Below are 13,323 nucleotides of genomic sequence, written 5' to 3' on the forward strand. Positions count from 1 at the left end.
CTGACAGGAACTACAGTGGAAACAAGGAATCCAGCCATCTCAGTCATTATGGCTGAATTTAATACAGACCCAGGACACCTTGAGGCGTCGGTACGGAGCATTACGAGTCAAACTTTTAATGATTTTGAACTCATCATTGTGGACGATGGCGGAACAAATGACCTTGAAGAATTGAAGTCACGAATAGGCGACAGCAGGATCATGATTATCCACAACGGGGAAAATAGAGGGTTCGTCTATTCGCTGAATCTAGCAATTCAAGCCGCAAGGGCATCGCTTATCGTACGAATGGATACTGATGACATAGCAATGGCTGATCGCATTGAAAAGCTCTATAAATTCATGTGCGACCATCCAGAATTCACTGTAGCCGCGTCCCTTGCCATAGAATTTTCCGACGAAACGGGCAATGGCCATATTCTCGGAAAGCCCGGAGAGAAGGGTCCAAAGCAGCTGATGCACGGCGACGCCCCGATTCACCCAGCGACAATCTATCGTCGTAGCGACGTCATTTCGGAAGGGATGTACGACAACTATCACCGCGCGGAAGACTTGGCACTTTGGTGCAAGCTCGTCGTAGCCGGGAAGCGAATCTTCGTCATGGACGAGATCCTGCTCAACTATCGCGTCAATCCCGGCGACTTCAGGAAACGCACACTGAAGAATCGCAGCGGTGAAATCAAGGCGCGACTGCACTACTACCCAGCGCTCGGCGCCTCCCCACTTGATTATTCTCATATCTGCAGATCAATTGTCGCCGGCATTCTCCCAGCCAAGCTGGTGATCAGCCTACGCAATATGTTTGTACTCGGCCCCAAGAAGGAACCCGGCGCATGACACATGATCAGGCCCTCAACACTTACATGGACGTCAAGTGGAAAATAAAGCGCATCGTGTCCGACGCAGGAATTCCGCTGCGCAATAAGTTTAGCCAAACAAGACGTGCTTTGAAGTCGCTTCGTGAAGTGGGGAAACCAGATCAGAGCAAGCTCGGCATCAAGGGGCGAATCTACGTATTTCTTCTTGGGAACGAATTGACTACTGCGGTAATTCTCCTTGAACTCGCAATGCTGAAGAACGTCAAGCGGCTAATCCCTTCCCATATCGTCAATCTATTTAAGTACCACTTCCTCCCGGCAAAGCTACTCTCCAGCTACCAGCGAAAGGGTCGTACGGCGTACATTTTCATGGTCCCTGATCTTGGCAATATTGGCGACTTAGCAATTGGCCTCGCGCAGAAGTCCTTCTTGGAAAGGAATCTTCACGGCTACGATGTGGTTGAAATTACTCACGGCAACACTTACGAGTCGGCCCGAGTGGTCAAGAAGCACTCCACTGTGGATGACATCGTATTTCTGACAGGCGGCGGAAATATGGGGACCATCTACAAGGATGCGGAAGAGCAACGCCGATTCTTGATACGCCTGTTTAAAAGAAACCGCATCTATCAGTTTCCGCAATCCATGTTCTTCGAGCACTCCTCGGCTGGCGCCAAGTTTCATGAAGAATCCAAACGCATATATTCCCAGCATCCGAGATTGACATTAATTGCCAGAGATCACGACAGCTACAATAAGATGAAGTCCAGCTTCCCGCAAAATGAAATTGCGCTACACCCCGATACCGTCATCAGCTTGGCGCCGGTGTCCTCCAAGGAATCCAGAAGGAACCAGGCTGTCCTTTCGATTCGCAGGGATATCGAGTCGGGACTCGACGGCAAAATCATTGCTTCGTTGGAGCAGGAATTGGTGAAGACTGGAATGCGAGTAATTCACCGCGATACCAACGTTGACAATATGCACCATCAGTTGGATGAGCGCGAAGGCTCAATATCAGCAATCTGGGATGCGTATCTTTCGTCTCGACTGGTAATCACTGATCGCCTGCATGGCGTCATATTTTGCGCAATTACGGGCACGCCTTGCATTGCAATGGACAATCTTAACGGGAAAGTCCGGAATCTCATTGAGACATGGCTGCAACAGGCCAGCTACATCGCTACGGTCGACTGTCCCAGTACGGAAGATATTCTGGAAAGGGCGTCCGTGCTGATGTCGAAATTCCCAGGCGGCGCAGAACCGATCACTCTTGATGCCGACTTCGAGCGTATGGCCAAGCTTTTCAACAGCGCAGACAGGCACTGACCATGAGCACAGTTGCTCACGTCGTCGAAGCAACCGCTACTGGCACGCTCACCATGGTGTGTGCCGCGGCGAATCTTTCGGCAGCCAGGGGCTTAAATGTCCATGTTATCTACTCCAGGCGACCTGAAACTCCGCACGATCTCGCCACCCTCTTTCACCGAGATGTCAAGCTACATGAGCTTCCAATGGGAGGCCCTAATCCACTCGAAGCGATAAGGCTATTGCGCAAGAAGATCGTTCGACTACGGCCAGACATCCTTCACCTGCACTCCTCTTTTGCGGGCTTCATCGGACGCCTCGCGACAATTGGTGCTGTCCCGAAAACAAAGGTCTTTTATAGTCCCCATTGCATCTCTGTGATGCGCAAGGATATCGGCGGCAAGCGATTCATATTCGCAGCGTTAGAGCGCCTGGCCAGCATCAGGAAATGCACATATCTCGCATGCTCAATGAGCGAGAAGAAGGAGATTCTTCGCTGGACCGGCGCCAAAGCCAAGCTCCTGGAGAACGCCGTAGAGTCCGTCTCAACAGCTGAATCAATTGACGCCACACTCCGCAACGGCCCAATAAGGATCGTGACAGCCGGCGGTGTGCGCTTACAGAAGGGACCCGAGGAATTTGCGAACATTGCAAAAGCGTGTCTGGAAGAAGGTATCGACGCAGAATTCAAATGGATCGGCGATGGAGAGATGAAAGCAGTTGATAAATTAGCCGCCAGCGGTGTTTCAGTTACTGGATGGTTGGCCAAGGCTGACGTGTACGCAGAGCTGAACGCTGCAGACATTTACCTCTCAACCGCAAGATGGGAGGGCCTTCCTGTATCCATCATCGAGGCCATGGCCAGCAGCACCCTGGTGATTGCCAACAGCTGCGCAGGAAATGTCGATGTCATCGACAATGGGAGAACTGGACTGCTCTTCTCCAACCCACGCGAAGCCAAGGAGCTTATCCAGCGCATCACCAATGGGAGCATTGAGTTCAATCGGATCAAGCGCGCGGCAAACATTGAAGCAAAGACCCGCTTCTCGCTGAGCGCTTTTGACAATCGCCTACACGAAATTTACGGCATCCCCCCTGAAATCCGACAAGACAGCCTATCAAAATGAGCATTGAAGTCTTGCTCTCACTATTCCTTCCGATTGTTTTTGGAGCGGCAATCATTTGCCTCACTGTTCGGAATTCGCCAGCGTATTCAGCAAATCAAAGCGCCAGCGCGAGCGCGCTAAAGATAATGCTACTGGCCGCACCGGTCTTTGCATACAGCTTCTATTTCGTCGCACTAAGGCCTCTTGACGCCGGTAACGACACATTCCGCTACGTCCTCACCTATTCCAAGTTGAATGGACCAGCTAGCGCAATCGCGACGGGCGCCCTTTACTACGGCAACACGGAATTCCTCTGGTGGCCGCTTCAAAGCATTCTGGCAACCTTTCTTAATGCCTCGAATTGGCTGATCGTCAATTTCGTATTGGTGTTTGTCGCAACATGGCTCTTCTACCGTAGCGCGGCACGATCGTTAGGGCTGTCAAGTGCAATCTTCGCCTTGGCTTTTCTTACGTTCTTCCTTGTCTACTCAGGGAACATCATGCGACAGGCACTTGCAGCTCCGCTGGGTGCGCTTGGATTCTTCCTGTTTTTCCAGAGGCACCGCATCTCCGCGTCCGTTCTCATTGCTGCAGCGATTGGCCTGCATTGGTCCAGCGTGGCGTTCCTCGCAGCTCCATTGCTTAACTTCCGCCTGCTTGATCGGGACAGGGCCTACCTTATCATTGCGCTCAGCGCACTTGTCTTCTCTACGCTGGCTTCCAAGATCATCGGAGACCTGGTTGCCACTATTGGCATATCCAGCTTGACTGACAAGTTCAATTTGTATTTCTCGGGGGCACATGAATCGCATGTAGGAGCCGTATGGAAGACGGCGAACTTCTGGATATGCACCCTACTGTCATTTTCATTTCTTGCCCTCATTGACACCAAATCTGTAAATAACAGCGTGCTACACAAGTACACCTGCCTTTTTCTATCACTAATTCTATTTGGCGTAAACACCGCCGACTTCGCTGAACGGTACATGCCCTTCCTGCTATTGGCAGCCCCCCTCCAGGCAGCGCTATTGGTGGACAGAATAAGGGCACCCTCCGCCTTTAAAAGCGCCATGTACCTGTACTCGTTCATCATCCTTTCCGCGCTCGTATTATTTGCCGAAAGCTCTCAACACACTCTCGGCTACACATTATAGAGGAAGGAAAATGGCCTATCGAGTCATGAGGCTAGTAGAGCTGATGCTAGCTGCCTTGAAGATATTATTACTAAGGATGTGCTACGGCCCTAACACACTGGTCGCGCACCCCATCGGATTCGGCCCTCGCCTGAGTATAAAGATCAGGTCGGGCGGGAAGGTATCAATCGGAAGGATAATTTCGAGGAGCGATCTTTCGATCTTCTGTGACGGAGGACGAATCATAATTTCGTCCGGCGCATTTTTTAATAAAGGATGTTCTCTCAATTGCATGAGCGAGATACGCATTGGGGAGAACACCCTCTTTGGCGAAGGGGTCCGTATTTACGATCACGATCACGCGATCTCAGAGACAGGCGTACCGCTGAAAGGGAGCTTCCTTGCCGACCCCATAGTTATCGGTAGCAACTGCTGGATTGGTTCCAACGTGCTGATCCTCAAGGGCGTGCGAATTTGTGATGGCGTAACCATCGGAGCGGGAGCGGTTGTCCGCAAGTCAATTATCGAGCCTGGCGTCTACGTCGCAAAGCAGCTCACCAACCTTTCAAAGGTGGGCTAGAGGCCTCGCCTGAAGTACACAAGCGGCATCCTCTAGTGCATTAATAACATCAAGAACGGAAACCAAATGACGCGCATCCTCATCTGCGGCGGCGCCGGCTACATCGGCAGCCACATGGCCCAGTACCTCGCCGAAACCGGCCACTCCGTAACCGTGCTCGACAACCTCTCCACCGGCCACCGCGGTGCCGTCCGCTGGGGCGACCTGCTTGAGGCAGACCTGTTGGATGCCGAAGCACTGAAGCGCGCGCTCCAGGGCCGCCACTTCGACGCTGTGATGCACTTCGCCGCGCGCTCGCTGGTGGGCGAATCTGTTACCGATCCTTACGCGTACTACGCCAACAACGTCACCGGCACCCTGAACCTGCTGGAGGCCATGCGCCGCCATGGCGTCGACCGGATCGTGTTCTCGTCCACGGCCGCCGTCTTCGGCAATCCACAGGCCGATGTGATCGATGAGGACCATCCCAAGGCGCCCATCAACCCCTACGGCGCCAGCAAACTGATGGCAGAGCGGATCCTCGCGGATGCAGCGACGGCCTACGGCCTGCGCTCGACCTGCCTGCGCTACTTCAATGCTGCTGGCGCCCTGCCCGACCACGGCATCGGCGAGGCGCATGCCTGCGAAACCCACCTGATTCCCAATGTCCTGCGTGCCGCGCTGGGCATTGGCGCAGCCATGAAAGTGTTCGGTGAAGACTATGCAACGCCCGATGGAACCTGCGTGCGCGACTACGTGCATGTGCAGGACCTGGCCCAGGCCCATGCGCTTGCCCTTGAGTACATGGAACACACCCCCGGCGCGCACGCCTTCAATCTCGGCAACGGCCACGGATTCTCGGTTCGCGAGGTGATCACCGCTGCCGCAACGGTGACCGGGCGCGAGATTCCATTTGAAATGGCCGAGCGCCGTCCGGGCGATCCAGCCAGTCTGGTTGCCTCTTCCACCCGCGCCCGCGAGATCCTGGGCTGGCAACCCAAGTGGACCGAACTGGCGCCCATCATCGAAAGCGCCTGGCAGTGGCATCGCCGCCCGCCGGCATGGTCGCCGCAACCGGTCGCCCGCAAAGCTGCCCGCGCGATGGACGAAGCCCTGCCTGCCTGAACAGGCGCTTGGCGCCTGACCCACTGCACGGCGACAGTCAACCCCGCAGCGCATCAAAGCCCGTCCTTGCCCCTCTGCTACCATCGTCGGCTCAGTTCGTCGCGCCCCCACCTGCCCGCGACGGCACCAAACACAACGTAACGAAACACAGGAGTCTGCATGTCTTCCGAGCTGCTCAAGTCCCTTGGTCTGGACGCGATCAACGCTGGCACCTACCTGGGCAACGGGGAGTGGTCGAGCGCTACCGGCGGTGAGCTGATCACCCCGATCAACCCGACCACCGGCGAGCCGATCGCGCAGGTCCGCGCCACCACCGAAGCCGAGTACGAAACCGTCATCGCGCGTGCGCAGGAAGCCTTCAAGGTCTGGCGCACCACCCCGGCCCCGCGTCGCGGTGAAGCTGTGCGCCTGTGCGGCGAAGCGCTGCGCAAGCACAAGGATGCCCTCGGTTCGCTGGTCGCGCTGGAAATGGGCAAGAGCAAGCCCGAAGGCGATGGTGAAGTGCAGGAGATGATCGACATCGCCGACTTCGCCGTGGGTCAGAGCCGCATGCTGTACGGCTACACCATGCATTCCGAGCGCCCCGGCCATCGCATGTACGAGCAGTACCAGCCGCTCGGCCTGGTCGGCATCATCAGCGCGTTCAACTTCCCGGTCGCGGTGTGGGCATGGAACTCGTTCCTGGCCACGATCTGCGGCGACATCTGCCTGTGGAAGCCGTCCAACAAGACCCCGCTGACCGCCATCGCCTCGATGCGCATCTGCAATGAAGCGCTGCGCGATGCCGGTTTCCCGGATCTGTTCTTCCTGATCAATGACGCCGGCACCGCACTGTCGGAAAAGATGGTGGCTGACAAGCGCGTGCCGCTGATCAGCTTCACCGGTTCGACCCAGGTTGGCCGCACCGTCGCCGAGAAGGTCGCGCATCGCCTCGGCCGTTGCCTGCTGGAACTGGGCGGCAACAACGCGATCATCCTCGACGAAACCGCCGACCTGAAGCTGGCGATCCCCGGCATCGTGTTCGGCGCGGTCGGCACTGCTGGCCAGCGCTGCACCACCACCCGCCGCCTGATCGTGCACGAATCCATCCATGACGACGTGCTGGCCACGCTGGTCAAGGCGTACAAGCAGGTGGAAGGCAAGATCGGCGATCCGACCGACCCGGCCAACCTGATGGGCCCGCTGAACAGCGACGGTGCCGTGCAGCAGTTCCTGGCGTCCATCGAAAAGGCCAAGGCCAGCGGCGGCACCATTGAAACCGGCGGTACGCGCATCGACCGCGCCGGCAACTTCGTGCTGCCGGCCATCGTCACCGGCTTGAAGAACAGCGATGAAGTGGTGCAGCACGAGACCTTCGCGCCGATCCTGTACGTGATGAAGTACAGCACGCTGGACGAAGCCATCGACATGCAGAACGGCGTGCCGCAGGGCCTGTCGTCCTCGATCTTCACCACCAACCTGAAGACCGCCGAGCGCTTCCTGTCGGCGGCCGGTTCGGACTGCGGCATCGCCAACATCAACATCGGCACCTCGGGCGCGGAAATCGGTGGCGCCTTCGGTGGCGAGAAGGACACCGGCGGTGGTCGCGAATCCGGTTCGGATGCATGGAAGGTCTACATGCGCCGCCAGACCAACACCATCAACTATTCGGATTCGCTGCCGCTGGCCCAGGGCATCAAGTTCGACCTGTGATGGCAAACGGTCCGGCCATGCACATGGGTCAGAGCCCCTCCGGGGATCCGACCCACGCCGTGCCGACCACTCAGGGTCGGATCCCCACAGGGGCTCCGACCCTCGATTTCACCGGCCGCCGGGTATTGATTGCCGGTGGCAGCAAGGGCATTGGCCGCGAACTGGCGCTGGCGTTTGCCGGCGCCGGTGCGCAGGTTTCGGCCTGCGCGCGCGGCCAGGCCGGCCTCGACGCCCTGCAGGCCGATGCGCAAGCACAGGGCACGCAACTGCACACCTTCTCCGCCGATCTGGGTGATCCTGCCCGAATCAGCGCCTGGCTGCAGGCCGCTGCCGACACGCTCGGCGGCATCGATGTGCTGGTCAACAACGCCACCGGCTATGGCATGGCCGATGACGAAGACGGCTGGGCCGCCAGCCTGCAGATCGACCTGATGGCCGCTGTCCGCGCATCGCGCCTTGCGTTGCCGTGGCTGCGCGCCTCCTCCGATGCCTGCATCCTCAATCTGTCCTCGATCGCCGCGCAGCAGCCGCGTCCCGGCGGTGCACCGTATGCGGCGGCCAAGGCCGCGCTCTCGCACTACACCACTTCGCAGGCCCTGGCACTGGCCCCGGACCGGATCCGGGTCAACGCCATTGCCCCGGGTTCGATCGAATTTGCCGATGGTCTCTGGGATCGACGTCGTGTCGAAGATCCCGCCCTGTACCAAGGCACCCTGGCGAAGATTCCGTTCGGCCGCTTCGGGCAGCCGCGCGAGATCGCCGATGCCGCGCTGTTCCTGTGCTCGCCGCTGGCGCGCTGGATCACCGGCCACGTGCTCAACGTCGATGGCGGCCAGGTGCTGATGGGCTGAATCTGTAGAGCCGAGCCCACGCTCGGCTTGCGCGCGCAGCGCGGGCGATGCCGTACCAGCCGAAGCGTCAGCCGAGCACGGGCTCGGCTCTACAGGGCACTGCCCATGGGATTGCCGGAGCAGAGGCACTATCATGTCGGCACTGCCACGGAGGACTCGATGAGCGTGCCACCCCGACAGAGCAACGCCCTGGCCGTGGTCAGCCTGATCGCGGGCATCTGCAGCTGGACCGTGCTGCCGGGTGTCGCCGCCCTCGTTGCGATCATCACCGGGCACCTGGCCCGCGCCGAGATCCGCCGCCGTGCTGGCGAACAGGACGGCGATGGCATGGCCCTGGCCGGGCTGATCATGGGCTGGCTCAACATCCTCGCTGCGGTGGGCCTGGTGGCCATCCTGATCTTCGCGATGGTGGCGGCCGGTGCCGACGCCAAACCTGGACTGCGCTGGTGAAAGCACGATGACCTCCCCGGACAGCACTGAACGCTTCAGCAGCCGCGTTGCGGACTATGTCCGCTACCGCCCCGACTATCCGGTCGCGCTGATGGACTGGCTGCATGGCCCCATGGCCGTAGCAACCAGCGCGCTGGTTGCTGACATCGGCGCAGGCACCGGCATCTCCAGCCGGCAGTTCCTGGCCGCCGGCCATCCACTGGTCGCCGTCGAACCCAACGCGGCGATGCGCGCCGCCGCCGAGCAATGGCTGGCGCCGCAGTATCCGCACTTCTCCGCCGTCGATGGCCGCGCCGAGGCCACCGGCCTGGCCGATGCCAGCGTTGACCTGGTCAGTGCCGCGCAGGCCTTTCACTGGTTCGACACCGTGGCCGTGCGCGCCGAGTGGCAGCGCATCCTGCGCCCGGGCGGGCTGGCGCTGATCTACTGGAATTCGCGCCTGCTCGATGCCAGTCCGTTCCTGGTCGGCTACGAACAACTGCTGCTGGACTACGGCACCGACTACACCGCGGTGGCCGAACGCTATCAGGACGACGCCACCATGCAGGCCTGGTTCGGCTCCGGCCTGCGCGGCATGGCGCAGCTGCCGAACGTGCAGCACCTGGACCTGGACGCCCTGAGTGGGCGCCTGCTGTCTTCTTCCTATGCGCCGCAGCCCGGCCATCCGCGCCACGCGCCGATGCTGGCTGCGCTGCAGGACCTGTTCGCCGACCACGCGGTCGACGGCCAGGTCGCTTTTGAATATCGAACCCGAGCCTTCCTCGGCACGCTGGACTGAAATCTACGCATGTATTCGCTTGCCCGCCCCTTCCTGTTCTCGCTCGACGCCGAACGCGCCCACGGTCTCGGCCTGTCCGCTCTGGACCTGGCCTATCGCACCGGCACCACGCCGCTGGTGGCCGCACGCATCGCGCCGATGCCCAGCACGGTGTTCGGGCTGACGTTCCCCAATCCGGTCGGCCTTGCTGCTGGCCTGGACAAGAATGGCGAGCACATCGATGCGCTGTTCGCGCTGGGTTTCGGCTTCGTGGAGATCGGCACGATCACGCCGCGGCCGCAGGCCGGCAACCCGAAGCCGCGCCTGTTCCGGCTGCCGGCGCACAACGCGATCATCAACCGCATGGGCTTCAACAATGCAGGTGTGGATGCGCTGGTGCGCAACGTCGAACGCGCGCGCAACCGGCGCGGCCTGCTCGGCATCAACATCGGCAAGAACAAGGACACCCCCAACGAACAGGCCGCCGATGATTACATCGCCTGCATGGACAAGGTGTACCCGCTGGCCGACTACATCACCGTCAACATTTCCTCGCCCAATACCGCCGGCCTGCGCGAACTGCAGGAAGAGACCGCACTGCGGCAGCTGGTCAGCCAGCTGCGTGAGCGCCAGGAAGCGCTGGCCGCGCAGCATGGCCGGCGCGTGCCGATGCTGGTCAAGGTGGCCCCTGACCTCAACGAGCGCGACATCGACGCCGCCGCACGTGTACTGGGCGAACTGCAGGTGGACGGTGTGATCGCCACCAACACCACCGTCGACCACAGCCGGGTTGCCGGCGATCCGCTGGCCAATGAAGCCGGGGGGCTTTCCGGTGCACCGGTGCTGGAGCAGTCCACACTGGTGCTACGCCGCCTGCGCGCGCGCCTGCCCGAATCGGTGCCGCTGGTCGGTGTCGGCGGCATCCTGTCCGGTGCCGACGCCGTGGCCAAGATGGCCGCCGGTGCGGCGCTGGTGCAGTGCTACAGCGGTCTGATCTTCAAGGGCCCGGCGCTGGTCGCCGATTGTGTGGAGGCGATCCGACGCCGACGCGAAGCGCCCAGCCGTGGCGCGGTGGCGCCGCTGTGAGTACCCCCATGGACGACACCAACAACGCTGCAGCCCCGCTGCGCTGGACCCTGACCCGCAACGCACCGCTGCAGGCCCTGAACACCTTCCACGTGCAGGCCAGCGCCGCACAGTTGCTGGAACTGCACGATGCCGCGCTGCTGCCGGAGGTCCTGGCCCTGCCGGACGTGGCCGACGGCCCGCTGCTGGTGCTCGGCAGCGGCAGCAACGTGCTGATCGCCGACGACCTGCCCGGCACCGTGCTGGTGTTCGGCAACCGTGAAATCACTTTCCTTGAACACCGAGCGGACCACGCAGTGATCCGCGCCGGAGCGGGCGTGTCCTGGCACGGGCTGGTGATGTGGTCGCTGCAGGAAGGCCTGTCCGGGCTGGAAAACCTGGCGCTGATTCCCGGCACGGCCGGTGCATCGCCGATCCAGAACATCGGCGCCTATGGCGCCCAGGTCGGCGAGTTCATCCAGACCGTAGAGGCTTGGGACTGCCTGGAAAAGACCTGGGTACGGCTGGACAACGAACAGTGCGGCTTCGCCTACCGCGACAGCGTGTTCAAGCAGCAGCCGGACCGCTACCTGATCACCGCCATTGAACTGAAGCTGCCTCTGCTGCATGACCTGCGCATGGGCTACGCCGGCATCCGCGAAGAACTGCAGGCACAGGGCGTGGAACTGCCCAGCGCTGTGGACGTCGCCAATGCGGTGATCGCGATCCGTCGCCGCAAGTTGCCCGACCCGGATGTGCTGGGCAATGCAGGCAGCTTCTTCAAGAACCCGGTGCTGCCGCTGGAACAGGTGGAAGTACTGCTGCAGCACTTCCCCGAGCTGCCGGTGTTCCCCGCAGACCGTGACGACCGCCGCAAGGTCTCGGCCGCATGGATGATCGAATCCTGCGGCTGGAAAGGCTACCGCGAGGGTGATGCCGGCGTTGCGCCCAGCCATGCGCTGGTACTGGTCAACTACGGCAACGCCACCGGCACCGAACTGCTGGCACTGGCGCGGCGGATCTCCGCCTCGGTACTGGAGAAATTCGGCGTGCCGATCGAACCGGAGCCCCGCCTGCTCGGCGCACAGTGGTGAGCACGCCCGCCCTACCCGTCAGCGCCACCCCGTTGCGGGCGGCGCTGCTGATGCTCGGCAGCACCATGGCGTTCGGCCTGATGGCGGTGGCGATCCGCTATGCCACCCGCTACGTGCCGACCCAGGAAGTGGCGTTTTTCCGCAATGCCTTCGGCCTGCTCGCGCTGCTGCCGATGCTGCTGCGCCCTGGCCATGCACCGTTGAAGACCCAGCAGCTGCCGCGCTATTTCATGCGCAGCGCGATCGGCCTGGGGTCGATGCTGTGCGCGTTCTGGGCATTAGGCCACTTGCCACTGGCACAGGCCGTTTCGCTGTCCTACTCCACCCCGTTGTTCGTCACCATCGCCGCGGTACTGTGGCTGGGCGAAAAGGTACGCGTGCGGCGTTGGGCGGCGGTGGTGGTCGGTTTCATCGGCGTGCTGGTCATCGTGCGGCCGGGCACCGCCGGCTTCACGTCCGGCAGCCTGATCGCCGTGGCCGCCGCCGTGCTCAGTTCGCTGGTGGCGATCCAGATCAAGCAGCTCACCCGCATCGACAGCGCCGACACCGTGGTGCTCTACACCTACGTATTCTGGGTGCCGCTGTCACTGATTCCAGCATTGTTCGTCTGGGTCTGGCCCGCCGGTATCGCCTGGGTCTGGCTGCTGGCCACCGGCGTGCTGGGCACCATCGGCCAGTTGTTGTGGACGCGTGCGTTACGACTGGGCGAAGTCTCCGCGCTGACCCCGATCAGCTTCCTGCAGCTGCCGCTGGTGACCTTGTGTGGCTGGCTGCTGTTCGCCGAGACGATTGATCGCTGGACGATCATTGGCGCCGGCATCATCCTAGGCGCCAACGCCTACATCGCCCATCGCGAAGCGGTGCTGTCACGGCGTGCAGCGAGCGTCGCCGCGAGCGCGGCAGCCAAGCCGGCAGAGTAAGGGGTCTGGCCGGGCTGCGCCCGGCACCCGCAGAGGCCGGAGCCGAAGCAACTTCAACAGCGACATTCCGCGGGATGGCGGGGTGGTGTCGGATTGCGGGGACGCCGTAAATACGTCCCTGTAGGCTTGGCAGCCGCATCCATGCGGCTGACACCCCGCAATCCGACACCACCCCACCTCTGACAGTTTCCGGGTGTCTGGTAGATCCACGCCATGCGTGGATGAATCTCCATCGAAATCGAACATTTCGACAATTGATCGAAAAACATCCACGCATGGCGTGGATCTGCGTGTCGACCAAGGTCGACACCCACCAAGAGCAAGTCATGCCATCCCAACAGATTGCGGAGATCTGTCGAGGGCGGGGTGGGTCCGGTTGCGGGGGCGTGAGCGCCATGGATGGCGCGACCGAGGCTACATGGACGTACTTGCGCCGTCCCCCGCAACC

At 60.9% G+C, this 13,323-nt stretch carries 13 protein-coding genes; all 13 read left to right on the forward strand.

Annotated features, from left to right (window positions below; all coding sequences use genetic code 11):
- Positions 1–15: 15 nt before the first annotated feature.
- The 13 genes from H3005_RS06455 to H3005_RS06515 all read left to right on the forward strand — a co-directional run bounded on the left by H3005_RS06455 (position 16) and on the right by H3005_RS06515 (position 12,875).
- Positions 16–837 carry a glycosyltransferase gene (locus H3005_RS06455; RefSeq protein WP_191077799.1) on the forward strand — a complete coding sequence of 274 codons (822 nt, stop codon included), beginning with the start codon at positions 16–18 and terminating at the stop codon, positions 835–837.
- Positions 834–2,144 carry a polysaccharide pyruvyl transferase family protein gene (locus H3005_RS06460; protein WP_191077800.1) on the forward strand — a complete coding sequence of 437 codons (1,311 nt, stop codon included), beginning with the start codon at positions 834–836 and terminating at the stop codon, positions 2,142–2,144. The genes H3005_RS06455 and H3005_RS06460 overlap by 4 nt, the downstream gene beginning before the upstream one ends.
- Before the next feature lie 2 nt (positions 2,145–2,146).
- Complete coding sequence (locus H3005_RS06465; RefSeq protein ID WP_191077801.1) at positions 2,147–3,250, forward strand: glycosyltransferase; 1,104 nt, start codon at positions 2,147–2,149, stop codon at positions 3,248–3,250.
- A complete protein-coding gene (locus H3005_RS06470) occupies positions 3,247–4,383 on the forward strand; it encodes an EpsG family protein (RefSeq protein ID WP_191077802.1) in 1,137 nt (378 codons plus the stop codon). The genes H3005_RS06465 and H3005_RS06470 overlap by 4 nt, the downstream gene beginning before the upstream one ends.
- Positions 4,384–4,654: 271 nt before the next feature.
- Positions 4,655–4,942 carry an acyltransferase gene (locus H3005_RS06475; RefSeq protein WP_191077803.1) on the forward strand — a complete coding sequence of 96 codons (288 nt, stop codon included), beginning with the start codon at positions 4,655–4,657 and terminating at the stop codon, positions 4,940–4,942.
- A gap of 66 nt (positions 4,943–5,008) precedes the next feature.
- Positions 5,009–6,046, forward strand: coding sequence for a UDP-glucose 4-epimerase GalE (gene galE, locus H3005_RS06480; RefSeq protein WP_191077804.1), 1,038 nt, complete (start codon positions 5,009–5,011; stop codon positions 6,044–6,046).
- A gap of 159 nt (positions 6,047–6,205) precedes the next feature.
- Entirely contained in the window at positions 6,206–7,738 is a 1,533-nt protein-coding gene (locus tag H3005_RS06485) for an aldehyde dehydrogenase family protein (protein WP_191077805.1), read from the forward strand.
- The gene (locus H3005_RS06490; protein WP_191077806.1) at positions 7,738–8,589 is read left to right on the forward strand and encodes an SDR family oxidoreductase; all 852 of its coding nucleotides are present in this window, start codon (positions 7,738–7,740) and stop codon (positions 8,587–8,589) included. The genes H3005_RS06485 and H3005_RS06490 overlap by 1 nt, the downstream gene beginning before the upstream one ends.
- Positions 8,590–8,748: 159 nt before the next feature.
- Positions 8,749–9,039: a DUF4190 domain-containing protein gene (locus H3005_RS06495; RefSeq protein ID WP_025874887.1), complete on the forward strand. Its 291-nt coding sequence runs from the start codon at positions 8,749–8,751 to the stop codon at positions 9,037–9,039.
- 7 nt (positions 9,040–9,046) lie between these two features.
- The gene (locus tag H3005_RS06500; protein WP_191077807.1) at positions 9,047–9,817 is read left to right on the forward strand and encodes a class I SAM-dependent methyltransferase; all 771 of its coding nucleotides are present in this window, start codon (positions 9,047–9,049) and stop codon (positions 9,815–9,817) included.
- A 9-nt stretch (positions 9,818–9,826) separates the two neighbouring features.
- Positions 9,827–10,882, forward strand: coding sequence for a quinone-dependent dihydroorotate dehydrogenase (locus tag H3005_RS06505; RefSeq protein ID WP_180166891.1), 1,056 nt, complete (start codon positions 9,827–9,829; stop codon positions 10,880–10,882).
- Between the two features lie 8 nt (positions 10,883–10,890).
- Positions 10,891–11,955, forward strand: coding sequence for a UDP-N-acetylmuramate dehydrogenase (gene murB, locus H3005_RS06510; RefSeq protein ID WP_191077808.1), 1,065 nt, complete (start codon positions 10,891–10,893; stop codon positions 11,953–11,955).
- 32 nt (positions 11,956–11,987) lie between these two features.
- Positions 11,988–12,875, forward strand: a complete 888-nt coding sequence (locus H3005_RS06515; RefSeq protein ID WP_263407384.1) for a DMT family transporter — start codon at positions 11,988–11,990, stop codon at positions 12,873–12,875.
- Positions 12,876–13,323 lie beyond the last annotated feature (448 nt).

It is taken from the genome of Stenotrophomonas sp. Br8 (assembly GCF_014763005.1).
GTDB classification, from domain to species: Bacteria; Pseudomonadota; Gammaproteobacteria; order Xanthomonadales; family Xanthomonadaceae; genus Stenotrophomonas; species Stenotrophomonas lactitubi.